The following is a 24,967-nucleotide window of genomic DNA, read 5'->3' as shown; positions in this document are numbered from 1 at the left end:
AGCAATTTCTGGCGGGTCTTCCCTCGGCTAGACGTAATCGACCGGACGACGATAGTTGTCCTGAGTCATAAGGTCGATCCCGCACTCCATATCACTCACCCAGTTCAGGAAGCGATCAACCATAACCGGTCCTTCAAAGCGCTTTCCGTGCTGGGGAACAATCATCGCCACGTCCATTTCGCGAACCATGTTCGCCCACAGCCGACACACTTTTTGGGAAGCGATATACCGGCGGTGGAAGCCGATCATGCTCGGGATATGTTTGTCGAAATCCTTCACCGGAAGGTGATCGTCCTCACCTCCAAGCGACGCACCAAGATCCCCGGAGAACAGAATTTTCGAGACCGGATCATAAAACTGAAGGTTGCCGACTGAATGCATGAAGTGCGCGGGCAGGCACTGCAGGAACGAGTCGCCGAACTTAACGTTGGCGCCGGCATCGGGGATGCTGACGATACGGTCGTACACACTGCCGCTCAGCTGGTTGGTGACGTAGCTGGAAACCAGATGCGGAAGGAACCGGGCCCACAGTCTCGAGGTCACGATTTTGGCGCGGGTATGCACAATCCAGCGGTCGATAGCACCGATGATGTCCGGATCCTGGTGGGATGCAAACACGTAGTCCATATCCCGGATGTTCATGTAACGGGAAGCGGCAACCGACAGCGGCGTGTAAGTCAGGTCACCGCCCGGATCGATCAGTGCTTCGTGTTTGCCATCGACAATAAGGAACTGGTTGGACTGAACGCCCTCGCCGGTTACCAGGGAATCGAACATCAGGCATTTGTGGTGTCCGTCATCGAACAGGACAATCGGTTCGGCTGCCATTTCGGTCTCCCGCTGAAAACATAGGAACCCGGCCGGAATGGCCGGATATTGCAAACTGCGCGGAGATTACAAAATTGATAAAAGCCAACTCTTGCCACAGGTCAATTATCTGATATTCATCAAGTAACGATTTGTTTACGCCGCAATTCAGGCGAGTTGCGGCACCCGTTTGATCCCGCGGCGAATTCCCTGTTCAAGGGCTGTACTCACCACTTTTCCGGTAAACGGCACAATGTCTTCAAAAGAGATGGTGTAATTCACCCGGGTCTTGCCTTCCGGAGTGTCTTCGAACCGGATTCGCCCCAGATGATTCCGGATCGGGCTCATGCTGGTGATGGTATATTCAATCAGCGAATCCGGTTCGAAATTGGTGACCGTCTCTTCCAGGCCTACCGGCCCGATACCAATCTTGCGGACGGAACCGATGCCATTCGGGTCGGCCTGGTGGCTGTCCTTGATGCGTTTGACCGGCGCACCCAGAAGTTTGCCAAAACGATGGTGATCGGCAAACAGGGCAAACACCTTTTTTCGGGGCACATCTAGGGTTTCGTCAATTTCAATCCTGTACATGGCCATGGGCTCACTCTTTCTATCCATTTGTCGACCAAGACTAACTCGTTGGCTTCTACAACAAAAGTCGTAGCAGGCGGCAGGTTTCAATCTGGCCTGGAGCGCGGTGTCAGTGGCGGGCGGTATGCCGGTAATCCCGGGGTGACTGGCCCATAACCTTTTTGAAAAGCCGAGAAAAATAATAGGCATCGTCGTACCCGAGGCGCCGGCTGATGTCGGCAAAACTCAGGCTACTGGTGTCCAGCATCTGACAGGCCCGTTCTACCTTCAGGTGCAGGAAGTGCTGTATCGGAGAGGTGCCGGTCTGCTCCCGGTAACGGGTGGCAAAATGGGCCGGAGACAGGCCGGCAAGGTCCGCAAGCTGCTCCAGGCTGATGCGCTCATCCAGGTGTTCACGCATATAGTTGTGGATGGTTTCGAGTTCAGCCTGCCGTTCGTGCCCGGTTTCATCGGCGTTGATTGGAACGGCTGCCATTAGTTGCCGGAGCCGGTTGGCGGCGTGGATAAGCCCGCGAGCCCGGAAACCGGTCTGGCGTACCGATAACAGGCCGTTGAAATCCACCAGCAGCCGCGGCTGTCGTCCCAGGTGGCGAATGCGGGTTTGGCCGTCAAACCCCATGTAGTTCCGGAAATCCTCGGCCAGTGGTCCAGTGTAATGAACCCAGTGAATGGTCCAGGGATTCTCCGGATCTGCAGTGTAGCGGTGGTTGGCTCCGGCCGGCAGAAGAAGCAGGTCTCCGGCTTCCACGGTGTATGGCTCGCCCCGGACATTCAGGAACGCCTTGCCTTCGGTGCAGTAAATCAAAAGATTGTCGTGGTGATATTCCCGGTGCATGTGATGGCCCACGGCCCGGCGATAATGGCCAAAGGCGAGTGGGTACAGGTCCCGGGTTAGTGGGTGGCTGGCCAGAAGCCGGATAATTGGCTCAGGTACCACGTAGCGAATGCTGTCCTTGGGTACCGGCCATTGTGAGGTTTGAGTCATTTTTCTTGTCGCTTCGATTTCCGGTGTCGAAAGATAGTCCATCACGGGCGAAATTTAGTCAATCACACTGTTGCCTCACCCGTGCTAGTCTTTTGTTAAACGTGGCTGGAACCCGAGGGGTTTCCGCTTGCTTCCCGGATAACAACAAACAGGGATATGAACATGAAAAAAGTACCTCTTTTTCTCGCAGGTGAGTTTGTCGACAGCAATACCCGTGAATGGATTGATGTCACCAACCCCGCCACCAACGAAGTGATTGCCAAGGCTCCGTGCACCACAAATGGCGAAATGCGCAAGGCCATCGAAAGCGCCGGCGAAGCGTTCAAGACCTGGAAGGAAGTTCCGGTCTCTGACCGTGCCCGCGTGATGTTGCGTTACCAGGCCCTGCTGAAAGCCCATCACGACGAGATTGCAGAAATCCTGTCCCAGGAAACCGGCAAGACTTTTGATGACGCCAAGGGCGATGTATGGCGTGGTATTGAAGTGGTTGAACACGCCGCTAATGTCGCATCCATGATGATGGGCGAGACCGTTGAAAACGTGGCCCGTGAAGTGGACACCCACTCCTGGATACAGCCGCTGGGCGTCTGCGCCGGTATCACCCCGTTCAACTTCCCGGCCATGATCCCGCTGTGGATGTTCCCGATGGCGATCGCCTGTGGTAACACCTTTATCCTGAAGCCGTCCGAACAGGACCCGCTGACTCCAATGCGCCTTGCCGAGCTGTTTGAAGAGGCCGGTGCACCCAAGGGTGTTCTGCAGGTGGTTCACGGAGGTAAGGAGCAGGTAGACGTGCTGCTGACCGATCCGGCGATCAGGGCCGTTTCTTTCGTGGGTTCTGTTCCTGTCGGCCGTTACATCTATGAAACCGGTACCCGTAACATGAAGCGCGTTCAGAGCTTCGCCGGTGCCAAGAACCACATGGTCATCATGCCGGATGCGGACAAACAGCAGGTGCTCAATGCCCTGGTGGGCGCTTCTGTTGGCGCAGCCGGCCAACGCTGCATGGCGATCTCCGTTGCCGTTTTCGTAGGCGAAGCCCAGCAGTGGATTCCGGAATTGAAAGAAGCCATGGCCAAAGTCCGTCCCGGTGCCTGGAACGACGCCGGAGCCAGCTACGGTCCGGTGATTTCCTCCAAAGCGAAAGACCGTATCGAATCTCTCATCGCCACGGGCGAGGCGCAGGGCGCCAAACTGCTTCTGGATGGCCGGGGTTGCACGGTGGATGGTCTGCCTGACGGCAACTGGGTTGGCCCGACACTGTTCTCCGGTGTGACCACCGAGATGGACATCTACAATGAGGAAGTCTTCGGTCCGGTTTTGTCCTGTGTTGAGCTGGATAGCCTGGGAGAGGCGATCAAGCTGATCAATAACAGCCCATACGGAAACGGTGTTTCCATCTTCACCAGTTCCGGTGGCGCTGCACGTCGCTTCCAGCACGAGATCGATGTAGGCCAGGTGGGTGTGAACATCCCCATTCCGGTGCCCCTGCCGTTCTTCTCGTTCACCGGTTGGAAAGGCTCCTTCTACGGTGACCAGCACGCTTACGGCAAGCAGGCGGTTCGCTTCTACACCGAAACCAAAACCGTTACCTCCCGCTGGTTCTCCAGTGAGGCGACAAGCTCGGAAGCCAACTTCTCTATCCAGTTGCGTTAATTGCGTTGAAGGTGGGGTATTTGGGCCGGAATTCGTTTCCGGCCCCTTGTTTATTGCCCCTTTCAATGTAAAGCCTCTATTACTTGGAGCGTAACGATGGACTTTAACCTCACTGAAGACCAGCAGGCGTTTCGCGAAGCGGCCCGGGCGTTTGCAGAGAAATCCATGGCGCCTTACGCGGCAAAGTGGGATGACGAACATATCTTTCCGAAAGACGTACTCAAAGAAGCCGGCGAGATGGGCTTCATGGGCATATACACCCCGGAAGCTCTGGGAGGCATGGGCCTGTCACGGCTGGACACCTCCGTCATCGTGGAAGAGCTCGCCGCTGCCTGCCCCTCAACCGCCGCGTTTATCACCATCCACAATATGGCGACCTGGATGGTTGCCAGCTTCGCCTCGGATGACCTCAAACAGGAAATTGTGCCGAAGCTGGCCTGCGGCGAATGGCTGGCGTCCTACTGCCTGACTGAACCAGGTGCCGGCTCTGATGCAGCCAGCCTGCGCACCAAGGCAGCACGGGACGGCGACAGCTATGTGATTAACGGCAGTAAAGTATTTATTTCCGGCGCCGGTGCGACCGACATTCTGGTGCTGATGGCCCGCACCGGAGCGCCGGATTCCGGCTACAAAGGGATTTCCACCTTCGTGATACCCGCGGATGCCGATGGGGTTTCCTATGGCAAGAACGAAGAGAAGATGGGATGGCACAGCCAGCCGACCCGGATGATCAGCCTCGAAAACGTCCGCATTCCTGCCAGCAACCGTGTGGGCGAGGAAGGCGACGGTTTTGCCATTGCCATGAAAGGCCTTGATGGCGGGCGCCTGAACATCGCCACTTGTTCCCTCGGCGGTGCTCAGGCGGCCCTGCTGCGAGCCCGCAACTACATGCATGAGCGTGAACAGTTCGGCAAACCGCTGGCTGCCTTTCAGGCTTTGCAGTTCAAACTGGCCGATATGGCCACCAACCTGGTGGCTGCCCGGCAGATGGTTCGGCTTGGTGCCTTCAAGCTGGATAACGCCGATCCGGAAGCGACGCTGCATTGTGCCATGGCGAAGCGCTTCGCTACCGACGCCTGCTTTGAGGTGGTCAACGATGCGCTGCAGCTGCACGGCGGTTATGGCTATATTCGAGAGTACCCGCTGGAGCGCTATCTGCGAGATCTGCGAGTGCACCAGATTCTGGAAGGCACCAACGAAATCATGCGCCTGATTATTGCCCGCCGCCTGCTCGATGACGGCGTGGCTGAGGCCATTCAGTAAGCATAAAGAGGGGGTCAGATGAAAATTTCATCTGACCCCCTCTTTATGACCCCATTTTCAGAAGAGGAACATGAAATGAGCGACCTGATTCAGCTCGAAAAACGCGGCCACATTGCGGTCTTGACCATTAACAATCCCCCGGCCAATACCTGGACCCGGGATTCACTGGTTGCCCTGATGGACACGGTTCGTGAACTCAACGAAGACCGGAACATCTTTGCCCTGGTAATGACCGGGCAGGGCGAGAAATTTTTCTCCGCCGGCGCCGACCTTAAAACCTTCGCTGACGGTGACAAGGCCCGGGCTAATGAAATGGGCCAGCTGTTTGGTGAAGCCTTTGCGACCCTGAGCCGGTTCCGGGGTGTGTCGATCGCAGCGGTGAATGGCTACGCCATGGGCGGCGGCCTGGAGTGCGCCATGGCCTGCGACATCCGAATTGCCGAAGAGCATGCGCAGATGGCCTTGCCGGAAGCGTCCGTCGGCCTGTTGCCCTGTGCCGGTGGCACCCAGAATCTACCCTGGCTGGTGGGTGAAGGTTGGGCCAAACGTATGATTCTGTGTGGCGAGCGCGTAAATGCAGATACCGCCTTGAGAATCGGTCTGGTCGAGGAAGTGGTGCCCTCAGGCAAAGGGCTCGAAAAGGCCCTGGAGCTGGCAGAAATGGCTTGCAAGCAGAGCCCATCTTCCACGGCCCGTTGCAAGACCCTGGTCATGAGCGCCCGGGATGGCCGTAGCCACGACGATGGCTGGCGCATGGAGAGAGAACTCTTTGTTGAGCTGTTCTCCACCGAAGACCAGAAAGAAGGCGTGAATGCGTTTCTCGACAAGCGCAAGCCGGAATGGAAAAACCGCTGAGGCCGGCGCCTGAAAGCTGGCTCAAGGACCTGATATGAGTGATCACCCCATTATCTTTGAAGAGTGGAAAACGGGCGACGGTGCGCTAATTGCTGTGGCCCGGCTGAACATGCCCAAGACGCTTAACTCGCTGTCTCTGGAGATGATTCGCCTGCTGACACCGCAGCTGAAACGCTGGGCGGAAGATCCGGCGACTCAGGCAGTCTGGCTTGAAGCCGAAGGCGATAAGGCGTTCTGTGCGGGTGGCGACATCGTGGCCCTGTATCGGAGCATGACCGAGCCCCAGGGTGGTAACGCCAGTGAGGGTGAGGCATTTTTCACCGAAGAATACGAGCTGGATTACCTGATCCACACCTTCCCGAAGCCCGTTGTGTGCTGGGGGCATGGCATTGTGATGGGCGGCGGCATGGGTATCATGCAAGGCGCTTCCCACCGGGTAGTGACTGAGGGCTCGAAACTGGCCATGCCGGAAATCACCATCGGCCTTTATCCGGATGTGGCGGCTGGCTGGTTCCTGAACCGCACCCCTGGCCGTACGGGGTTGTTCCTGGGCCTGACCGGCGCTCGCCTTAACGGCCCGGACGCCTTGTTTACCGGCCTCGCAGACCGGTTCATCCGGCACGACCTGAAAGCCGATGTGGTCGCAGAGCTTTGCAAACGCAACTGGCAGGACGACGATGGTCACGCCGTGGTGGGTAGCGTGCTCAGACAGTTTGAACGTCAGAGTACCGATGCCATTCCAGAATCACCGGTACGCACCCATTTTGACGAGATTAACCGCGTAACCGATGCCGACTCCCTCGAAGCGACCGTAAGCCAGCTCGGCGAGCTTGCCGGGGGCGAGGGTTGGGTGGCAAAGGCGACCCGTTCCCTGGCCGGTGCCTCGCCGACGTCCCTGGCTCTGGTCTGGCACCATTTGCATGGCTGCAAACACGACAGCCTGAAAGAGGTGCTCGATAAAGAGTTGGCGTTGTCTAAAAAATGCCTGATAAAAGGGGAATTCGCAGAGGGTGTTCGTGCACTTCTGATCGACAAGGACCAGCAGCCGCGTTGGCGGTACGCGTCCCTGGCCGAGATGGAGAGTGCCTGGATCGACGATTTTTTCGCCCGGTAGAATGCCTGGTGGCCTTTTGTCGGATTACGCTACGCTAATCCGACAAGCTCTGGTTCGTGACCTTCAGGACCGTCCGACAAGGCCGGCCTGCTAAACCGCATACAACAAGAAAGGAGAAAAGACATGGCAACAATTACCTTCATCGGACTGGGCAATATGGGTGGCCCCATGGCCAGCAACCTGGTTAAAGCCGGCCACGATGTCACCGTGTTCGATCTTTCAAAAGACGCAGTCGCTGCACTGGTGTCCGAAGGCGCGAAAACCGCGGACACTGCCCATGCAGCCGCCAAAGGCGCTGAGTGTGTAATCACCATGCTGCCCGCCGGCCAGCACGTTGAAGCCGTGTATCTGGGTGACGATGGTCTCCTGGCCAAGTTACCTGCCGGCACCCTGGTAATCGACTCATCCACCATCGCACCGGAGACGGCCCGTGGTGTGGCCGAGGCCGCAAAAGCCAAAAAAATTCCGTTCCTGGACGCACCGGTTTCCGGTGGTGTGGGTGGCGCAAAAGCTGGGACACTGACCTTCATCTGTGGTGGTGCGGAAGAAGACTTTAACAAGGCAAAGCCGATCCTTGACGCTATGGGAAAGAATATCTTCCACGCGGGCGAGCACGGCTCCGGCCAGGTTGCCAAGATCTGCAACAACATGCTGCTAGCTATCCTGATGGCGGGCACCAGTGAAGCCCTGGCGTTGGGCGTGAAGAACGGCCTTGATCCCGCTGTGCTTTCGGAAATCATGAAGCAGAGCTCCGGTGGCAACTGGGCGCTGAATGTTTACAACCCCTGGCCGGGCGTGATGGACGGCGTTCCAGCATCCCGTGGCTACGAGGGCGGCTTCCTGGTGAACCTGATGAACAAGGATCTCGGGCTGGCCTTCGACAACGCGGTGAAGAATCACGCCGCCATTCCCATGGGTTCACTGGCCCGCAACCTGTTTGAGCTCCATGCCGGGCAAGGTAATGGCACGCTGGACTTCTCCAGCATTCAGAGGCTTTACAAGCCCGAGTAATGTGAAACCCGTGAGTCTGGATGAACTCTCGATGATGGTGATTAGGCGCTTGCGGGAGTAATGGATACCCGCAACACGCGCTGACACACCCGGGAATCTCACCTATTCTGTCTGGATACCCAAAATTCAGCAGACAGGGAGGATCATCCGCCCATGATCCCGAATACCATGAAGGCCATGGTTCTCACTGGTCACGGTGATATCGACAAACTCGAATTTCAGGATGTACCCACGCCCAAACCGGGGCCTGACGAGGTTCTTGTTCAGGTTACTGCAACCGCGAAGAACAATACCGATCGGAAAGCACGGGAAGGGCTCTACCCCACCAAAAAGGGTGAGATGACATCCTTCCAGATGGGCGGCAAGCCCACGCTGGTTTTCCCCCGGATTCAGGGGGCGGATATTGCCGGTCGTGTGGTTGCTGTTGGTGAAGGGGTCGAAGAAGGCAGAATTGGCGAGCGGGGCCTGCTGGATTTCAACATCTACGCCAATGACCGTCGGGATATCAATCTCACTCCGGACTACTATGGCCACGGCGCCGATGGCGGATACGCGGAATACGTTACTCTGCCAGCGGACCAGTTTCACCACATTCCCAACCCCGAGCTGGCGGATGCCGAAGTGGCATCAATGGGTATGTGTTCCTATCAGACCGCCATGCACATGGTCACCGCGGCCAACATCAAGGCCGGTGAACGGGTGCTGGTAACTGGCGCAAGCGGCGGTGTGGGCACAGCGCTGATCCAGCTGTGCCGGATAATGGGAGCGATTCCCTATGCACTGAGCAAACAGGACAAGACCGGACCGCTTCTGAAACTGGGAGCCGAAGCAGTGTTGGATCGGTCCGATATGGCCACATTTGTGGAGCGTGTAAAAGCAGAAACCGGTGGGAAACCCATTGATGCCGTCATGGATCTGGTGGGTGGTGAAATGACGGACGTGTTCATCGACACCATGATCTTCGATATGAACGCCCGCAGCACGTACCCGCGCCTGAGTATTGCCGGGGCCAGCGGTGGCAACATCAGCGAAATCCTGTGGACCCGCATCTATCTCTATCAGGTGCAGATTTTCGGAGTATCCCATGGCACCCGCGAAGAGGCGGACCAGCTAATGGCCTGGATTCGGGGCGGGCAGTTGAAGCCTGTCCTGCACGGTGCCTTCAGACTCTCTGACCTGCACCGGGCAGAAGAGTACTTTGTGAGCCGAGGTAGCAATTATCTCGGCAAGATCGTGATTGTTCCTGACTCACAATGGGAAGAGCACGGCCAACCCTGGTCACTGGAGAGCGCCTGATGAAACCGGAACTGACCATTCAGCTGATGGATACCCACGCAGGCGGAGATGTCAGCCGCATCGTGACAGGGGGGATTGAGCCGCTGCCCGGAGGCACAGTGCGGGCTCAGATGGAATACCTGCGGGATGATGCCGATGGTCTGCGTCGTCTTCTGCTGGAAGAGCCTTATGGCCTGCCGGAAATGTCTGTGGACCTCCTGGTGCCGCCAACGGATCCAAGGGCAGCGGCCGGTTACATCATCATGGAGGTGATGGGCTATCCGATTTACTCTGGCTCCAACACCATTTGCACCGCCACGGCTGTTCTGGAATTGGGCATCGTGCCCAAGCAGGAAGGCAAGCAGAGTTTCATGCTGGAATCTCCGGCAGGACTGGTGCAAATCGAGGCTACCGTTCATGGCGGCGTGGTGGAAGCTATCACCTGTGAGGGCCTGCCGAGTTACATTCATACCTACAAGGCCACTATTGATGTGCCTTCGCTCGGTGAGATCACCTACAGCGTGGCCTATAGCGGCGGCTTCTATGCGTTGGTCGATGCGGCCAGCATGGGCTTTGGTCTGACACTTGACGAAGAGCGCAAGCTGGCGGAAGCCGCCCACGCCATCGTCGAGGCCATTCAGGCCGAGAGTGGCTTTTCTCATTACACCCTGGGCGATGTTGGCCCGCTGCCCTTCCTTCACTTCATGGGGCCGGTGGAGCACGTAGGCGAGGGTTATTATCGCTCCCGTTCCGCGACCTATGTTCACCCCGGGGTGATCTGCCGCAGCACTACGGGCACCGGCACTTCGGCGCGACTGGCGCTGATGAACTACGAAGGCAGTATTAAACAGGGCGATAAGCTGGAAACCATATCTCTGAGGGAGACCGGCTTTATCGGCGAATTTACCTCAGCTGAAGAAGCGGGCGAGTACCAGGTCATCAAGAACAGCATTACCGGCAAAGGTTTCGTCATCGCCCGCTCGGATATTGTCGTGAACTGCGACGACCCTATGGTGGAATGCGGTTCGTTGCACCATATTCTTGCCAGCCGCCACTCCGGAAATATCACCCCGAAATCTTGATCTCCTCACCGGGCGCCGCCTGCCGGCGGCGCCCGTTTTCCACCTCATAAGACGAGTGGAGTTTCTTCCTATTTGGTCTAAAGTTTACCTTTACGTAAAGTGAAGCCTGTGCTAAACCTTGACCCGTGCTTTAAATGATAAAAACAACAGGAGTTGAGAATGAGCCTTCCGGAATATACCGACGTTTACAACAACTTCGATCCTGCTGCTCTGGAAGCGGACATCCTGGATGGACGTCTGGATAGCGGGCTCAACGTATGCCACGAAATCTGCGATAAATGGGCGGATGACCCCAGCCGTGTCGCTCTCTACTACGAAAAAGAAGATGGTGGTGACGGCACTCTGACCTTCGCCGAGCTGAAGGCCGCCTCTGCACGGTTCGCCAATTACCTGAAATCCCAGGGCATCGGGAAGGGCGACCGGGTGGCTGCACTCCTGCCGCGCACCCCGGAGCTGCTGATCGTTATCGCCGGAACCCTCCGTGCCGGTGCCGTGTACCAGCCGCTGTTCACTGCTTTTGGTTCCGGTGCAATAGAATACCGTTTTGAGCGGGCCAGCACCAAGCTGGTGGTGACCAACCCGGAGAACTATCCCAAGCTGAACGACGTCAAAGTCTGCCCGCCAGTGGTGGGTGTCAACGCCAGAGAGATTGACGCAGACATCCCCGACTTCCAGGAAACCCTGGCGGCTCAGTCGAGCGAGTTCGAGCCTGTCATGATCAAGGGCGACGATCCGTTCCTCCAGATGTTCACTTCCGGCACCGTGGGCAAATCCAAGGGTGTTGCTGTTCCCGCCAAGGCGCTGTTGGCGTTCTATGTCTACATGAAATACGCCATCGATCTGCAGGATGGAGACAAATTCTGGAACGTGGCCGATCCCGGCTGGGCCTACGGCCTCTATTACGCCGTGGTAGGGCCTCTGCTGATGGGGCATGCGACCCATTTCAACCCGGGCGGTTTTACCCCAGAATCCACCTACGACATGATCCGGAAATACAAGATCACCAACCTGGCGGCGGCGCCTACAGCCTATCGCCTGCTCAAAGCCAACGATCACGTGCTGCCAGAAGGTGAAAATCTGGGTCTGCGGGTCGCCAGCAGTGCCGGCGAGCCCCTTAATCCGGAGGTGGTGAACTGGATCCGTAATCGCCACTTCTGCCCGGTAAAAGATCACTACGGCCAGACCGAGACCGGGATGACCTGCTGCAACTTCCACGGCCTTGCGCATCCGGTCCGTGAAGGTTCCATGGGCTATGCCTCCCCGGGCCACAAGGTTGTCGCACTGAACGAGAAAAACGAAGAAGTGGGCGAGGGTGAAGTCGGCCAGTTGGCAGTCGATGTAAAAGCCTCGCCGCTGTTCCACTTTGATGGCTACACCTGGGGTGAAAAGGATCCGTTCGTGAACGGCTATTACCTCACCGGCGACATGGTGATCAATCATGGCGACGGCTGTTTCTCCTTCAGCGGTCGGGATGACGACATCATCACCACTGCCGGTTACCGTGTAGGCCCGGCGGACGTCGAAAGCACGCTGCTGGAGCACGCCGCTGTGGCGGAGTCCGGCGTTGTCGGCAAGCCGGATGAAAAGCGCGGTTCCATCATCAAAGCTTATGTGGTGATCAAGGGCGATTACGCTCTTGGAGACGAGCAGGCTCTGAAAGACGAACTTCAGGAACTGGTGCGTCGCAGGCTCTCTACCCACGCCTTCCCCCGGGAAATCGAGTTTGTTGATGAGTTGCCCAAGACACCCAGTGGAAAAATCCAGCGGTTTGTTCTGCGTAATCAGGCCAAGGAAGAAATCGGCACATGATCATTACGTTTGAAGAGCTGCAGGCCTTCCTTGACGAGCAGTTTCCGCAGGGGGAAGCCTACGGCACCCTGCAGAAGCTCGGGGATGGCTGGGCGGAAATGAAGCTGGACGTGGATGAGGCGCATCTCAGGCCCGGGGGAACCGTCTCCGGGCCGGCCATGATGGGGCTGGCGGACGTCACCCTGTATGCCGCGCTGCTGAGCAAGATTGGCCTGGTGCCTTTGGCGGTAACCACCAACCTCAACATCAATTTCCTGCGCAAGCCAGTGGCGCACCAGCCAATCTGGGCCCGAGCAACGATGTTGAAGGTCGGCCGCACCATGGGTGTAGGCGAAGTGTTCGTTTACTCCAAAGGTGCGGAAGAGCCCGTGGCTCACTCCACTATGACCTATTCGATCCCCCCGAACCGGTAGCGTCATGCAGATAAGAGACATGATGGTGCCGGTGGGCGAGGGCGTTGAGCTGGAAGTCAGGCGAATGCAGCATCACGACCCGAAAGGGCCGGTTCTGGTTTTCCTGCACGAATCCCTTGGCAGCATTGCCTTGTGGCGCAAGTTCCCGGAAAAACTGGCCCGGGCGACTGGCTGCGATGCCCTGATCTACAACCGGCGGGGTTACGGTCATTCCAGCGACGAAACCCTGCCGCGCCCCTACGACTTTCAGGAAAAGGAAGGCTCCGTCTGGTTGCCCCGCCTCCTGGACGAGCTCGGTATTGAGAGGGTGGTGCTGATCGGCCACAGCGATGGCGGATCCATTGCTTTGATATCAGCGGGCGCCATGGGCAGCCGCGTGCAGGCGCTCGTCACCATGGCTGCCCATATTTACGCCGATCATCTTACCCTGGCAGGCCTCGAGGAAATGGCTATCCGCTACCGGGAAACCGATATTCGTGAGCGCCTGGAGCGGTATCACGGTCATCGCACCGACGATCTGTTCAACGCCTGGCAAAACGTATGGCGTGATGAAGGATTCCATGCAGCAATGGATTTCAGCCGCTGGCTGGCGGCGATCGAATGTCCGGCTATGATCATTCAGGGGGAAAACGACGAATATGGAGTACCGGAGCAGGTAACCGACATTGTAGCCGGCATAGGCGCCAATGCCCGCGAGGTCTTTCTCGAGGACACTGGCCACTCGCCGCATCTGGAAAAAACGGACCAGGTGGTGGCTTTGATCTGCGACTTTTTGTGTGGCGAGATTGAACTGAAAAAACAGAATTAACTGTTGACGTTTACGTATACGTCAATCTAATCTGTGATATAGATAACATGCACAACAATAACAAAGGTAGATTGGCTCATGAGTGAACAGTACGTTCTGGAGACTCGTAACCTTGTTAAGGAATTCAAGGGCTTCGTTGCGGTCGACGACGTGAACCTGAAGATTCGTAAAGGCCACATACACGCCCTGATTGGCCCCAACGGTGCCGGCAAGACTACGGTCTTCAATCTGCTCACCAAGTTTCTCATCCCGACTCGGGGCCAGATCCTGTTCAAGGGTCAGGACATCACACCTCTGAAATCCGCTGCCATTGCGCGCAGGGGCATTGTTCGCTCATTCCAGATTTCCGCGGTGTTTCCTCACATGACGGCACTGGAAAATATCCGCGTGGCCCTGCAAACCTCAGAAAACAACTCCTACAGCTTCTGGAAGTCCGGTGCTTCGCTGAACAAACTGAACCAGCGTTGCATGGAACTGCTCGATTCAGTGGGGCTTGCAGAGTTCGCTAACACCACAACCGTGGAGCTGGCCTATGGCCGCAAGCGGGCGTTGGAGCTGGCCACCACTCTGGCCATGGAGCCCGAATTGCTGCTTCTTGACGAACCTACTCAGGGCATGGGCGGCGAAGACGTCGACAGCGTGGTTGAACTTGTTCGAAAGGCAGCCAAGGGTCGCACGGTCCTGATGGTGGAACACAACCTCGGGGTAGTCAGCAAACTGTGCGACCGCATTACGGTGCTGGCCCAGGGGGCCGTTCTGACAGAGGGAGAGTATAGCGAGGTGTCTGCAGATCCCCGAGTGCGCGAAGTCTACATGGGCACCGCGAACGATAAAGCTACTGCGGACCGGGAGACAGCAGAATGAGCCACCGCCCGGACAAAGAATACGAACAGCTGCGAGTTTCCGGCCTGCACGCGTTTTACGGTGAATCTCATATCCTGCACGGGATCGATCTGGTGGTTAACCGCGGCGAGCTGGTCACCCTGCTCGGGCGCAACGGCGCCGGCCGCAGTACCACGCTCAAGGCCATCATGAACATGGTGGGCCGCCGCACCGGCTCCATCATGATTAACGGCGAAGAGACCATGTCTTGTGCGCCGCACCATATTGCCAGGTTGGGTGTCGGGTATTGCCCCGAACATCGGGGCATTTTTTCCGCACTCAACGTCCAGGAGAACCTGACCCTGCCGCCGGTAGTGCGCAGCGGCGGCATGAGCCTGGAAGAAATTTACAGCATGTTCCCTAACCTCTATGAGCGCCGCTTCAGCCAGGGCACGAAGCTGTCCGGTGGTGAGCAACAGATGCTGGCCATGGCCCGCATCCTCCGGACTGGCGCCAATATGCTGCTTCTCGACGAAATCACCGAGGGGCTGGCACCAGTCATCGTGGAAAAGCTTGCCGAAGTGCTGATCAAACTCAAGAACAAAGGCCTGACCATTGTGCTGGTGGAGCAGAATTTCCATTTCGCCGCGCCTCTGGCCGATCGCCACTACGTTGTGGAGCACGGTCAGATCGTGGAAGAGATAAGCGCCGACGAGCTTGAAGCCAAGCAGTCGCTGCTGAACGACTATTTGGGTGTGTAACACCGGATAGAAGAGAGCAACAACCAAAAAAAGCAACAACAACCCGAACAACCAACGCAAGACAGTAGCGGAGATACAACAATGACAATGATGAAAAAGCTTCTGACATCAGCCGTTGCAACAGCCATGATGGTGGGTGGCGCCCAGGCGGCCGTTTCAAATGACACCGTTAAGATTGGCTATCTGGCCGATATGTCCGGTACCTACCGTGATCTGGCCGGTCCCAATGGCATGAAGGCCCTGGAAATGGCCATTGCTGATTTCGGCGGAAAAGTGAACGGCGCCAAAATCGAAGTTGTAAGCGCGGATGACCGTAACAGCCCGGATGTCGCCTCCAGCACAGTCCGCCGTTGGGTCGAAAACGAGAATGTCGACCTGGTCGCCGGCCTCGTTGCGTCCTCTGTTTCCATCGCCGTGAGCGACATTCTTGAAGAGAATGACAAGCTGGGTATCGTTTCGGGCTCTGCGGCTTCCAGCATCACCAACGAGCACTGCACGCCAAACCACATCCACTATGTGTATGACACCTATCCGCTGGCCAACGGTACCGCCAGTGCGGTGGTAAAAGAAGGCGGTAAAACCTGGTATATCCTGACTGCGGATTATGCGTTTGGTCACGCACTTGAAGGTGACGTAACCCGCGTTGTTGAAGCCAACGGTGGCGAGATCATTGGCACCCTGCGGCACCCGTTCCCCACGCCTGATTTCTCCTCTTTCATCCTTCAGGCCCAGGCTTCCGGTGCTGATGTAGTAGCACTGGCGAATGCCGGCGCGGATACCACCAACGCCATCAACACCGCCAGTGAGTTCGGCGTAACCCAGTCCGGACAGACCCTTGCAGCTCTGCTGCTGTTCCTGACAGATGTGCACGCACTGGGTGTAGATGCCGCTCAGGGCATTCAACTGACAACAGGCTGGTACTGGGATATGAACGATGAGACCCGCGCCTGGTCCGATCGTTTCGAGGAGGAAACCGGAGTACGCCCGACCATGGTTCACGCCGGTATCTATTCGAGCACCATGCAATATCTGAAAGCGGTTGAAGCCACCGGTTCCGACGACGCACAGACTGTACGCAAGCAAATGATGGATACGCCGATCAACGACATGTTCGCCAAGAACGGCAAGATCCGAGCTGATGGTCGTATGGTGCACGACATGTACCTGGCGGAAGTCAAGACACCGGCCGAGTCCAAAGGTGAGTGGGATCTTTACAAGATTCTTCGCACTATCCCGGCTGACGAAGCTTATCGCCCGCTCTCCGAGAGCAAGTGCCCGCTGGTCACCAGCAAGTAAAGAGAAAAGCGTAATCTTCGGGGCTCCCCTCCCTCCGGTGGGGCAGCCCCGGGAACTCGCAACGATGATTCCCGGTATCACGTTTGCGCTGCTTTTGGAGTGAGCAACATGTCCATGATTTTCGGTGTCCCCCTTGCTGTGCTGGCTGGTCAGCTTCTGATCGGGGTCATTAATGGCGCCTTTTATGCGCTCTTGAGCCTTGGGTTGGCGGTTATCTTTGGCCTGCTCAAGATAATTAACTTCGCCCATGGCGCGATGTACATGCTGGGCGCCATGTCCACTGTCATCCTTTTCGACTCGCTTGGTGTCAATTACTGGGTCGCTCTTTTCCTCGCGCCACTTCTGGTTGGCGCGGTTGGCGTGGTGATCGAATACTTTCTGCTGCGGAGGATCGCAGGCCAGGATCACATCTACAGCCTCTTGCTCACCTTTGGTGTGGCTCTGCTTTTAGGAGGTGTGCTTACGAATATCTACGGGGTATCCGGGCTCCGTTATGCGATGCCTGACGTGTTCCAGGGTGGAATGAAACTTGGATTCATGTTCCTGCCCTATTACCGGCTCTGGGTTATCGTGATGGCATTGCTGGTCTGTTTCGGCACATGGTTCATGATCGAAAAAACCAAACTTGGGGCCTATCTGCGGGCCGGAACCGAAGACTCACAGCTGATGCAGGGGTTCGGCATCAACGTGCCATTGCTGATCAGCCTTACCTACGGGTTTGGCGTTATGCTGGCGGCGTTTGCGGGTGTTCTGGCTGCGCCCATCTATTCGGTAACGCCGGTGATGGGGTCTCACATCCTGATCACCGTCTTTGCGGTGGTGGTTATCGGGGGCATGGGTTCCATTGGTGGCGCAATCATCACCGGCATTCTTATGGGTGTGATTGAAGGCCTTACCAAAACCTTTTATCCACCTGCTTCATCCGCGGTGATCTTCCTGGTCATGGTGGTCGTTCTGATGTTCCGCCCCAGTGGCTTGTTTGGTAAGGAGGCGTAACCATGACTCAGCCTGTCAATCAGACCGAGATCCAAAAAGCCATTCTGGAACAGCAGAGCGCGGACAACCGGAAAAAAATGATACTGAACGGTGTTCTGCTGCTGCTTCTGCTCGCAGCACCGTTTGCCATGTATCCAGTGTTCCTGATGAAGATTCTGTGTTTTGCGCTGTTTGCAGTGGCCTTTAACCTTCTGTTCGGTTTTACCGGCCTGCTGTCCTTCGGCCACGCGGCGTTCCTTGCCGCAGGTGGCTATACCACCGGTTATCTGCTGAGTAACTTTTCCGGTCTGACGACTGAATTGGGAATTATTGCCGGTACCGTGGCGGCCACCGTTCTGGGCCTGGGGTTTGCACTGTTATCGATTCGCCGGCAGGGTATCTATTTTGCGATGGTTACCCTTGCGCTGTCCCAACTAGTGTTCTTTTTCCTGGTCCAGTCGGAATTCACCGGCGGGGAAGACGGGATGCACGGTATTCCCAGGGGCCATCTGTTTGGTCTCGTTGATCTCTCGGACAACTACAACCTGTATTATTTCGTGCTGGCGGTGTTCCTCGGTTGCTATCTCCTGGTCCAGCGGATTGTAAGCAGCCCCTACGGCCAGGTGTTAAAGGCGATAAAACAGAACGAGCCCCGGGCCATATCACTTGGCTACAATGTTAATCGATATAAGGTGCTGGCATTTGTCATCTCGGCAGCACTGGCAGGGCTTGCCGGTTCCCTGAAATCGGTGGTGTTCCAGCTGGCTTCTCTGAATGATGCGCACTGGCATATGTCCGGTGAAGTCATCCTGATGACCCTGGTCGGTGGCATGGGCACCTTGCTTGGACCGGTGGTGGGCGCTACCTTCGTAGTTAACATTGAGTATCAGCTGTCCCAGGGCCCGCTCCGGGACTGGGTAGACCCGATTCTTGGTGGTATCTTTGTGATCACGGTTCTGGCATTCCGCAGCGGTATCGTTGGTGAAATCCAGAAGTTCGTAAAGAAGAACCTGGGGTAGAGCCCCGACAACAAATAAGGAAGTTCTGATGCTGAAGTCCAAAACGCTTCTTGCTGTCGCTGCCGCGTCAATACTGTTCAGCTCTGTTGTGGCTGCCCAATACAAGGACGAATACACAGTATCCACGGTTTTGCCGTCCGCATTTCCCTGGGGCCAGGCAGCTGATAAGTGGGTTGAGCTGGTCAGGGAACGCTCGGATGGCCGGATCAACATGAAAATTTACAGCAACTCCCAACTGGTCTCCGGTGACCAGACCAAGGAGTTCTCGGCCATGCGTTCCGGCCTGATTGATATGGCGGTTGGGTCGACCATCAACTGGTCGCCCCAGGTGCCTCAGCTCAACCTGTTTTCCCTGCCGTTCCTGATGCCGGATTATGATGCCATTGATGCCATCACCCAGGGTGAGGCTGGAGATGTGATTTTTGCGGCCATTAAAGAGCGTGGTGTCACGCCGCTGGCCTGGGGTGAAAACGGCTTCCGCGAGCTTTCCAATTCCCAACGTGTGATTGACGAGCCTGCGGATCTGGATGGTCTTAAGATCCGGGTAGTGGGCTCGCCACTGTTCCAGGACACCTTTAACGCGTTGGGTGCCAACCCCACGCAAATGAGCTGGGCTGACGCGAAACCGGCACTGACCACTGGCGCCGTTGATGGCCAGGAAAACCCGCTGTCGGTGTTTGATGTGGCCCGCATTGATCAGGTCGGTCAGAACTACCTCACGCTTTGGCATTACATGGCCGACCCGCTGGTCTTTGCGGTGAGCAACCGCATCTGGAGCCAGTTCAGTCCCGAGGATCAGGCCCTACTGAAGCAGGCTGCGATTGACGCAGGGCAATGGGAGATCGAGAAATCCCGTGCTGAGCTGGATGAGACCCTGGCGACCATCAAGGAGCGTGGTGTGCAGGTTACCGAACTGACCGACGCACAGCATGACGCCTTCGTGGAAGCAACAAAATCCGTCTACGATACCTGGACACCCAAAATTGGCGAAGATCTGGTGAAAATGGCGCAAGACGCCGTTGCCAACCGTTCCCGCTGATTCCGTCGTGGCCCTGCGCCCGCCTATACTGGCGGGCGTCGTTGTTTGATACGGAGTCACCATGTCCGCCCGCCCCCCCAAGTTCCGACTGGATGCCTTGCTGGCGTCGCTGGCGCTGATCATCATCTGTATTATCAGCCTGGGCAACGTTATTGTGCGCTACGCGACCGATGCCTCGTTTGCGTTTACCGAGGAATTCTCCGTGTTCCTGCTGGTTATCCTGACCTTTGCAGGGGCCTCTGTGGCGGCACGTCATAATCAGCAGATCCGGATCGAACTGGTTGAACACTATCTTCCGCCCCGGCTTAAGAAGGCAGTGTTCGTACTGCAGTGGCTCGCGGGTGTTGTGGTGCTCGGACTGACCACCTGGTATGGCGGCAAGTTCGCACTTGAGGAGTACCAGTGGCAATCGCTCTCCCCCGGGTTGGGGTTGCCTAACTGGATATATGTGGTCTGGCTGCCGGTCTTGTCGGCCGCGATTCTGATCCGGATGACACAGAATCTGGTGGACAGGCTCAGGGGCAGGGAAGATCCGGAGGTCATCCATGAGTCCTGACCTGCTGATGGTCGGCAGCTTTTTTATCGCGCTGCTGCTAGGTGTGCCGGTGGCTATCGCACTCGGGTTGGGTGGTGTGGTCGGGATCGTTGCGGGCCTGCCAACGGTGATGCTGGCTACTCTGGGAACCAACACCTACAACAGCGTAGCCAAATACCCACTGATTGCCATTCCTCTGTTCATTCTTACCGGACTGATTTTCGAGCGGGCCGGTGTGGCCGCCAGCCTGGTACGTTTTGCCCAGTCTATCATCGGCCCGCGACACGGGGGTCTTACGGTCGTGGCTGTGCTGGTGTGCCTGATCATGGGTGGCATGAGCGGCTCCGGGCCGGCAGATGCGGCGGCAGTGGCCATGGTGATGCTGCCAAGTATGCGCAAGGCGGGCTACCCGCCGCCATTCTCGGCAAGCCTGATTGCCGCGTCTTCATCCACTGCGATCCTGATTCCTCCATCGATTGCCCTGATTCTGTATTCCATCGTGGTGCCGGGTGTTGATCTGCGGGCGCTGTTTGCGGCGGGAGTTTTTCCCGGCATCCTTGCCGGGCTTTCGCTGCTGGTACCGGCACTGTACCTGGCCCGCAAATATAGCTGGGAGGATCCGACAGACGTCGAGCGGCCCGAGTTCTGGCCAAGTTTCAGGGCCGCGCTTCCGGCCCTGTTTGCACCGGTGATCATCCTTGGCGGCCTGCGCTCCGGACTGTTCACGCCTACGGAGGCTGCGGTGGTCGCGGTTGCCTACGGTGTCATTGTCGGTTGCCTGGTCTATCGCAATCTCAGCCTGAAAGACTTGTACACCCTGGTAACAGACGCGGCAGTCACCTCCGGCGTAGTGATGTTTATCATTGCCCTGGCGGGAATCTTTGCCTGGGCCGGTACCACTCTGGGCACCTTCCAGCACCTGGCCAATGCCTTGCTCTCTCTGTCTGAGAACAGCTGGGTTTTGCTGGGCCTGGTCATGGTGCTGGTACTGATCGCCGGCATGTTACTGGATGCGATATCGATCTACCTGATTCTGACACCCATTATCATCCCATTGATGGACCACTTCGGCTGGAACCCGGTCTGGTTTGGTATCCTGCTGGCCATGAACATCGCCATCGGCCAGTTTACGCCGCCGGTGGCGGTCAACCTTATGGTGACGACCCGTATAGCCAATATAAGGCTGGAGCATACGCTCGGCTGGGCCGCAATATTTATTGCCGCCATGGCCGTGAGTCTGCTCCTGGTAATGCTGTTTCCCGCTATTGCCCTGTGGTTGCCAGAGCAAATGGGATTTGTTGTCGGGGAGTGGTAAGGGCTACGCAACGGCCTTTGCCTGCAGTGTAGTTCCTTGCCGGTTTAGGCCGGGTAATGAAAAACAAAGGCGTCCATGGCCAGAACACCGTGTTCGATGCCGCCATCAATCAGGACGCCGGGTCGCTGATCTCCGGCAGCACCGGCAGCCACTAACAGAGGCAGGAAATGCTCGGAGGTGGGATGCGCCCTTTGGGCATGTGGGGCTTGCTCCAACGTTGCTATCAGATGCTGGTGGTCGCCGGCATGTACCTTTGTACGGACCCAGTCAGTAAATTCCCGCGCGTACACTGATGCGTTCTGGTCGCCCCAACGAACTTCGTACAGGTTATGGGTCAGGCTGCCAGATCCGACGATGAGCACACCCTCATATTCGAGCGGCTGCAGTATCTGACCCAGTCGCCAGGCTGACTCAGGATCAAGATCCGTTGGCATCGAAACCTGGAATACCGGAACCGATTGATCGGGGAACAGATGCATCAGGGGAACCCAGGCCCCGTGATCCAGCCCCCGGCTTTCGTCAGCTCTGGCGTTCCAGCCCGACTCCTCCAGCAATGCCAGGGCGGTTCGCGCCAGTCGTGGATGACCGGAGACCGGGTAGTCGAGGTCATAAAGTTCGGGCGGAAAACCCCGGAAATCATGAATGGTCTCCGGGGCTTCGGAGACACCCACCCGGATCTCGCTGGTCATCCAGTGGGGTGAAACCACCAGCACGGCTTCGGGCCTGGTCAGGCGTTTGCCCAGCTCGGTCAGGGCCGGGCCAGCGAGCCCCGGCTCCAGTGCGAAGGTGGGAGCGCCGTGGGAGACAAACAGACTCATGATCGATACCTCCGGATAGCTGTTGTTATCGGGCTGCAATGGCGCGGTCAATGGACGCCCGACCTGCTCCGCTGAATACCAGGGAGACGGATACGCCCAGCAAGGCCAGGCCAAACTCGTAACCATTGTTACTCATGAACAGGCCGTTGCCGATATGAACGCTGAATATGGCGATCAGCATGGCAAACGCCAGTACCGCGCTGGCCGGGCGAACCAGCAGGCCGATGATCAGGGCCAGGCCACCAAAGAATTCCGCACTGCCGGCCAAAAGCGCCATCAGGTAGCCGGGGCTCAGGCCGATGGAATCCATCCATTGCCCGGTACCTTCCAGTCCGTAGCCTCCGAACCAGCCAAACAGTTTCTGTGCGCCGTGGGCGGCGAAAATGATTCCAACGGGAATACGAAGGGCCAGTGCGCCCCAGCCCGTGTCAGTGGCGGTCAGTTTGTTCAGGAATGCGTTGTTCATGATGAATCTCCGTGGATGTGTTTTGAGCGTGTGGGCACTTTACAAATATCAATAAACGGGATAAACCTTGTGTTTATGAATTAATTATTCCGGAAAATGAAATAATGGATCGATTGCTGGAGATGCAGACGTTCTGCACCGTGGTTGAGGCGGGGAGCTTCGTGGGCGCTTCAGAGAGTCTGGGTATGTCCAAGGCTGCCGTCTCGCGCTATGTCAGCGAACTGGAAACCCGTCTGGCGGTTCGGCTTCTGCAACGAACAACCCGCCGCCTGTCTCTCACGGGGGAAGGGGAGGTGTTCTATGTTCGATGCCGGGAGTTACTCGCGGGCGTTGAGGAGGCCGAAGCGGAAATTACGTCCCGCAATGACGTGGCCCGGGGCACGTTGAGGGTAAATGCGCCAGTCAGTTTCGGGATCAGCCACCTGGCGCCTTTGTGGGGGGAGTTTCACGCCCGCTATCCGGATGTGGAGCTGTCTATCGACCTTTCAGACCGACTGGTGGATATCGTCGAGGAAGGCTTTGATCTGGCCATCCGCATTGCCACCCTGCAAAGCTCAACGCTGGTCAGCCGACGGATAACCTCAACCCGGCTGATGGCCTGCGCCTCACCTGATTACCTGGCGATTCACGGTGCTCCGGCCTGCCCGGTGGATCTGGCCAGTCACAGAATCATTGGCTACAGCAATTTCACCACGGGCAATGACTGGCCTTTCGAAGGACCAGATGGCCCGGCCAGTGTCCGTGTGCGGCCCTGGATGTACGCCAATAATGGCGAAACCTGCTGTGGGGCTGCGGTGGCCGGCCAGGGCGTGGTACTGCAGCCCGGCTTTCTGGTAAACAAAGAGTTGGAAGCTGGCCGGCTGGTGGAAGTGATGCCGGGGTATCGCTCCACCGAGCTGGGCGTATATGCGTTGTACCCTTCACGGAAGTTCGTTACACCCAAAGTTCGGGCAATGGTGGATTTTCTGGTGTCGGCCTTTCCCGAATCCTTGTGATGGGGCGGGTTTCTATAGCTTTTTTCAAAGCCCGAGTGTGCGCGCTTCGCTCGTGCGTCGTCGGAGCAGATCAAGTACAGCGCCGGCGCCGAGAAGCGCAAAGCCGAGCATCTCAGTTAGTATGTGGTATTCAATGAACAGCGCGTACTGCACGGTTGCCACGCCCACGGCAGCAAGGAGCACCGGCACCGGATATCGGTGCTGAAGAAAGCCCGCAGCAACCATACCTCCGGCCAGCAACGTGGTGACGGCAATTGCCAGAGCCCAGAGATCCGGTGAAAGTGTCAGCCGCACACCGGCAAGGGCCAGCAGACCGGTGATGGCAAGCACGCCATAGCAACTAATGATTGCCAGACCGAGTGCGGCCACACCCGAAAAACCACGGCGGTGGAGGTGGCGGATCCAACGCATCGGGTTGCTGCGTCGGAGAAATTTTTGGACTTTTCCCGGGTTCCTTGGGCCACGTCGGGCGGAAACCTCAACCGAGTGAGCGCCAAAGCTTCTGGCAATTTCACGGGTCTGCGAACTGGGGCTCAGTGAAAAATAGTCATGGCGTTTCAGAACCCGAACATCGTCAAAGCCCGCATCACCGAGCATGGCCAGGAGGTCCTCTTCAACGGTGGCGCCCACCACGCATTCTACCCATAGTCGCGGGTCGCTCTCGCAATCTACGCTGACCGGACGGCGAATAACTACATCTGCCAGCTGTAGTCTGCCTCCGGGCCTGAGTACCCGAAACATTTCGCCGATTGCCTGACGCTTTGAAGGAACGAGATTGATCGCCCCATTGCTGGTAATACTGTCCAGGGTCTTGCTGGCTATGGGTATCGACTCGGCCGTGGCCTGGATCACGCTGATGCCTGGGGCGTTGGAAACGACGTGTTGCAGCTTCTGGCTCATGGCGGCGGTAACGTCCAGCGCGATGACGTGCCCGTTGGGCCCTACAATTCGGCTCGCAATGAGGCTGTCGTTGCCGGCGCCGGCGCCCAGATCCAATGTGATGTCGCCCGGCCGGAGGGCCTGGCCCCGGAACGGCCAGCCGACTCCTGCGAATGAGGCGAGGGTATCCTCAGGAAGTTCCTTAATCTGGTCCCCGGGATAACCAAGTTTAAGGCATGCTCCTGCACCAACCGGAAAGTGGAAAGGAGATTCCGGTGCCCTCGCGACACTGGTATACATCTCCTGCACCGCTTCCCGGATCTGTTCTTTTGAATAGCCGAGAATCGCAACCATAATCAGATTCCTGCGGATCGGAGT

Annotated in this window: 25 protein-coding genes; 19 read left to right on the top strand and 6 right to left on the bottom strand. The window is 57.3% G+C overall.

Features of this window, described 5'->3' with window-relative positions; translation table 11 throughout:
• Positions 1-27: 27 nt before the first annotated feature.
• From CLH62_RS15995 to CLH62_RS15985, 3 genes are all read right to left on the bottom strand, one after another.
• A complete protein-coding gene (locus tag CLH62_RS15995) occupies positions 28-828 on the bottom strand; it encodes an oxygen-binding di-iron domain-containing protein (protein ID WP_099619182.1) in 801 nt (266 codons plus the stop codon).
• Positions 829-975: 147 nt separating this feature from the next.
• On the bottom strand, positions 976-1,404 hold the full coding sequence (locus CLH62_RS15990; protein WP_099619181.1) for an SRPBCC family protein: 429 nt from the start codon (positions 1,402-1,404) through the stop codon (positions 976-978).
• 103 nt (positions 1,405-1,507) lie between these two features.
• Positions 1,508-2,383, bottom strand: a complete 876-nt coding sequence (locus CLH62_RS15985) for an AraC family transcriptional regulator (protein WP_099619180.1) — start codon at positions 2,381-2,383, stop codon at positions 1,508-1,510.
• A gap of 162 nt (positions 2,384-2,545) precedes the next feature.
• Here CLH62_RS15985 and CLH62_RS15980 point away from each other — a divergent pair, with 162 nt between their 5' ends.
• The 18 genes from CLH62_RS15980 to CLH62_RS15895 all read left to right on the top strand — a co-directional run bounded on the left by CLH62_RS15980 (position 2,546) and on the right by CLH62_RS15895 (position 21,431).
• The gene (locus CLH62_RS15980) at positions 2,546-4,039 is read left to right on the top strand and encodes a CoA-acylating methylmalonate-semialdehyde dehydrogenase (RefSeq protein WP_099619499.1); all 1,494 of its coding nucleotides are present in this window, start codon (positions 2,546-2,548) and stop codon (positions 4,037-4,039) included.
• Positions 4,040-4,135: 96 nt separating this feature from the next.
• Positions 4,136-5,302, top strand: a complete 1,167-nt coding sequence (locus tag CLH62_RS15975; protein ID WP_099619179.1) for an acyl-CoA dehydrogenase family protein — start codon at positions 4,136-4,138, stop codon at positions 5,300-5,302.
• 75 nt (positions 5,303-5,377) lie between these two features.
• A complete protein-coding gene (locus CLH62_RS15970) occupies positions 5,378-6,157 on the top strand; it encodes an enoyl-CoA hydratase (protein WP_099619498.1) in 780 nt (259 codons plus the stop codon).
• Positions 6,158-6,191: 34 nt separating this feature from the next.
• Positions 6,192-7,271 carry an enoyl-CoA hydratase/isomerase family protein gene (locus tag CLH62_RS15965; protein ID WP_099619178.1) on the top strand — a complete coding sequence of 360 codons (1,080 nt, stop codon included), beginning with the start codon at positions 6,192-6,194 and terminating at the stop codon, positions 7,269-7,271.
• Positions 7,272-7,394: 123 nt separating this feature from the next.
• Positions 7,395-8,282, top strand: a complete 888-nt coding sequence (mmsB, locus tag CLH62_RS15960; protein WP_099619177.1) for a 3-hydroxyisobutyrate dehydrogenase — start codon at positions 7,395-7,397, stop codon at positions 8,280-8,282.
• A 153-nt stretch (positions 8,283-8,435) separates the two neighbouring features.
• Entirely contained in the window at positions 8,436-9,578 is a 1,143-nt protein-coding gene (locus CLH62_RS15955; RefSeq protein ID WP_099619176.1) for an alcohol dehydrogenase catalytic domain-containing protein, read from the top strand.
• Positions 9,578-10,639, top strand: coding sequence for a proline racemase family protein (locus tag CLH62_RS15950; RefSeq protein ID WP_099619175.1), 1,062 nt, complete (start codon positions 9,578-9,580; stop codon positions 10,637-10,639). Before CLH62_RS15955 ends, CLH62_RS15950 begins: the two co-directional genes overlap by 1 nt.
• Positions 10,640-10,798: 159 nt before the next feature.
• The gene (locus CLH62_RS15945; RefSeq protein ID WP_099619174.1) at positions 10,799-12,448 is read left to right on the top strand and encodes an AMP-binding protein; all 1,650 of its coding nucleotides are present in this window, start codon (positions 10,799-10,801) and stop codon (positions 12,446-12,448) included.
• Positions 12,445-12,861: a PaaI family thioesterase gene (locus CLH62_RS15940; RefSeq protein WP_099619173.1), complete on the top strand. Its 417-nt coding sequence runs from the start codon at positions 12,445-12,447 to the stop codon at positions 12,859-12,861. Before CLH62_RS15945 ends, CLH62_RS15940 begins: the two co-directional genes overlap by 4 nt.
• A gap of 4 nt (positions 12,862-12,865) precedes the next feature.
• The gene (locus CLH62_RS15935; RefSeq protein WP_099619172.1) at positions 12,866-13,669 is read left to right on the top strand and encodes an alpha/beta fold hydrolase; all 804 of its coding nucleotides are present in this window, start codon (positions 12,866-12,868) and stop codon (positions 13,667-13,669) included.
• 78 nt (positions 13,670-13,747) lie between these two features.
• Positions 13,748-14,533 carry an ABC transporter ATP-binding protein gene (locus CLH62_RS15930; protein ID WP_099619171.1) on the top strand — a complete coding sequence of 262 codons (786 nt, stop codon included), beginning with the start codon at positions 13,748-13,750 and terminating at the stop codon, positions 14,531-14,533.
• Positions 14,530-15,252, top strand: coding sequence for an ABC transporter ATP-binding protein (locus CLH62_RS15925; protein WP_099619170.1), 723 nt, complete (start codon positions 14,530-14,532; stop codon positions 15,250-15,252). The genes CLH62_RS15930 and CLH62_RS15925 overlap by 4 nt, the downstream gene beginning before the upstream one ends.
• A gap of 81 nt (positions 15,253-15,333) precedes the next feature.
• A complete protein-coding gene (locus CLH62_RS15920) occupies positions 15,334-16,548 on the top strand; it encodes an ABC transporter substrate-binding protein (RefSeq protein ID WP_099619169.1) in 1,215 nt (404 codons plus the stop codon).
• A gap of 108 nt (positions 16,549-16,656) precedes the next feature.
• Positions 16,657-17,544 (top strand): branched-chain amino acid ABC transporter permease, encoded by an 888-nt coding sequence (locus CLH62_RS15915; RefSeq protein ID WP_099619168.1) that lies wholly within the window; start codon positions 16,657-16,659, stop codon positions 17,542-17,544.
• Positions 17,545-17,546: 2 nt separating this feature from the next.
• Positions 17,547-18,542, top strand: a complete 996-nt coding sequence (locus CLH62_RS15910; protein WP_099619167.1) for a branched-chain amino acid ABC transporter permease — start codon at positions 17,547-17,549, stop codon at positions 18,540-18,542.
• A gap of 28 nt (positions 18,543-18,570) precedes the next feature.
• The gene (locus CLH62_RS15905; protein WP_099619166.1) at positions 18,571-19,581 is read left to right on the top strand and encodes a DctP family TRAP transporter solute-binding subunit; all 1,011 of its coding nucleotides are present in this window, start codon (positions 18,571-18,573) and stop codon (positions 19,579-19,581) included.
• A 61-nt stretch (positions 19,582-19,642) separates the two neighbouring features.
• The gene (locus CLH62_RS15900) at positions 19,643-20,137 is read left to right on the top strand and encodes a TRAP transporter small permease (RefSeq protein WP_099619165.1); all 495 of its coding nucleotides are present in this window, start codon (positions 19,643-19,645) and stop codon (positions 20,135-20,137) included.
• Complete coding sequence (locus CLH62_RS15895; RefSeq protein ID WP_099619164.1) at positions 20,127-21,431, top strand: TRAP transporter large permease; 1,305 nt, start codon at positions 20,127-20,129, stop codon at positions 21,429-21,431. The genes CLH62_RS15900 and CLH62_RS15895 overlap by 11 nt, the downstream gene beginning before the upstream one ends.
• Positions 21,432-21,475: 44 nt before the next feature.
• On the opposite strand, the gene CLH62_RS15890 is transcribed toward CLH62_RS15895, so the two are convergent.
• Complete coding sequence (locus tag CLH62_RS15890; RefSeq protein ID WP_099619163.1) at positions 21,476-22,249, bottom strand: DODA-type extradiol aromatic ring-opening family dioxygenase; 774 nt, start codon at positions 22,247-22,249, stop codon at positions 21,476-21,478.
• A 25-nt stretch (positions 22,250-22,274) separates the two neighbouring features.
• On the bottom strand, positions 22,275-22,715 hold the full coding sequence (locus CLH62_RS15885; protein WP_099619162.1) for a DoxX family protein: 441 nt from the start codon (positions 22,713-22,715) through the stop codon (positions 22,275-22,277).
• Positions 22,716-22,819: 104 nt separating this feature from the next.
• Between CLH62_RS15885 and CLH62_RS15880 the strand changes: the two genes are divergently transcribed.
• Complete coding sequence (locus CLH62_RS15880) at positions 22,820-23,710, top strand: LysR family transcriptional regulator (protein WP_099619161.1); 891 nt, start codon at positions 22,820-22,822, stop codon at positions 23,708-23,710.
• Positions 23,711-23,734: 24 nt separating this feature from the next.
• Here the strand turns inward: CLH62_RS15880 and CLH62_RS15875 are convergent, their stop codons facing one another.
• Positions 23,735-24,943 (bottom strand): MerC family mercury resistance protein, encoded by a 1,209-nt coding sequence (locus CLH62_RS15875; protein ID WP_099619160.1) that lies wholly within the window; start codon positions 24,941-24,943, stop codon positions 23,735-23,737.
• Positions 24,944-24,967 lie beyond the last annotated feature (24 nt).

It is taken from the genome of Marinobacter guineae, from assembly GCF_002744735.1.
Classification (GTDB): domain Bacteria; phylum Pseudomonadota; class Gammaproteobacteria; order Pseudomonadales; family Oleiphilaceae; genus Marinobacter; species Marinobacter guineae.
This window is presented reverse-complemented; position numbering and strand designations above follow the sequence as displayed.

Coding starts and splice junctions, on each gene's coding strand:
- CLH62_RS15920 (WP_099619169.1), top strand. CDS start 15,334: ATGACAATGATGAAAAAGCTTCTGACATCAGCCGTTGCAACAGCCATG.
- CLH62_RS15985 (WP_099619180.1), bottom strand. CDS start 2,383: ATGACTCAAACCTCACAATGGCCGGTACCCAAGGACAGCATTCGCTAC.
- CLH62_RS15890 (WP_099619163.1), bottom strand. CDS start 22,249: ATGAGTCTGTTTGTCTCCCACGGCGCTCCCACCTTCGCACTGGAGCCG.
- CLH62_RS15910 (WP_099619167.1), top strand. CDS start 17,547: ATGACTCAGCCTGTCAATCAGACCGAGATCCAAAAAGCCATTCTGGAA.
- CLH62_RS15930 (WP_099619171.1), top strand. CDS start 13,748: ATGAGTGAACAGTACGTTCTGGAGACTCGTAACCTTGTTAAGGAATTC.
- CLH62_RS15950 (WP_099619175.1), top strand. CDS start 9,578: ATGAAACCGGAACTGACCATTCAGCTGATGGATACCCACGCAGGCGGA.
- CLH62_RS15980 (WP_099619499.1), top strand. CDS start 2,546: ATGAAAAAAGTACCTCTTTTTCTCGCAGGTGAGTTTGTCGACAGCAAT.
- CLH62_RS15995 (WP_099619182.1), bottom strand. CDS start 828: ATGGCAGCCGAACCGATTGTCCTGTTCGATGACGGACACCACAAATGC.
- CLH62_RS15895 (WP_099619164.1), top strand. CDS start 20,127: ATGAGTCCTGACCTGCTGATGGTCGGCAGCTTTTTTATCGCGCTGCTG.
- CLH62_RS15915 (WP_099619168.1), top strand. CDS start 16,657: ATGTCCATGATTTTCGGTGTCCCCCTTGCTGTGCTGGCTGGTCAGCTT.
- CLH62_RS15905 (WP_099619166.1), top strand. CDS start 18,571: ATGCTGAAGTCCAAAACGCTTCTTGCTGTCGCTGCCGCGTCAATACTG.
- CLH62_RS15975 (WP_099619179.1), top strand. CDS start 4,136: ATGGACTTTAACCTCACTGAAGACCAGCAGGCGTTTCGCGAAGCGGCC.
- CLH62_RS15885 (WP_099619162.1), bottom strand. CDS start 22,715: ATGAACAACGCATTCCTGAACAAACTGACCGCCACTGACACGGGCTGG.
- CLH62_RS15965 (WP_099619178.1), top strand. CDS start 6,192: ATGAGTGATCACCCCATTATCTTTGAAGAGTGGAAAACGGGCGACGGT.
- CLH62_RS15970 (WP_099619498.1), top strand. CDS start 5,378: ATGAGCGACCTGATTCAGCTCGAAAAACGCGGCCACATTGCGGTCTTG.
- CLH62_RS15935 (WP_099619172.1), top strand. CDS start 12,866: ATGCAGATAAGAGACATGATGGTGCCGGTGGGCGAGGGCGTTGAGCTG.
- CLH62_RS15990 (WP_099619181.1), bottom strand. CDS start 1,404: ATGGCCATGTACAGGATTGAAATTGACGAAACCCTAGATGTGCCCCGA.
- CLH62_RS15945 (WP_099619174.1), top strand. CDS start 10,799: ATGAGCCTTCCGGAATATACCGACGTTTACAACAACTTCGATCCTGCT.
- mmsB (WP_099619177.1), top strand. CDS start 7,395: ATGGCAACAATTACCTTCATCGGACTGGGCAATATGGGTGGCCCCATG.
- CLH62_RS15955 (WP_099619176.1), top strand. CDS start 8,436: ATGATCCCGAATACCATGAAGGCCATGGTTCTCACTGGTCACGGTGAT.
- CLH62_RS15900 (WP_099619165.1), top strand. CDS start 19,643: ATGTCCGCCCGCCCCCCCAAGTTCCGACTGGATGCCTTGCTGGCGTCG.
- CLH62_RS15880 (WP_099619161.1), top strand. CDS start 22,820: ATGGATCGATTGCTGGAGATGCAGACGTTCTGCACCGTGGTTGAGGCG.
- CLH62_RS15875 (WP_099619160.1), bottom strand. CDS start 24,943: ATGGTTGCGATTCTCGGCTATTCAAAAGAACAGATCCGGGAAGCGGTG.
- CLH62_RS15925 (WP_099619170.1), top strand. CDS start 14,530: ATGAGCCACCGCCCGGACAAAGAATACGAACAGCTGCGAGTTTCCGGC.
- CLH62_RS15940 (WP_099619173.1), top strand. CDS start 12,445: ATGATCATTACGTTTGAAGAGCTGCAGGCCTTCCTTGACGAGCAGTTT.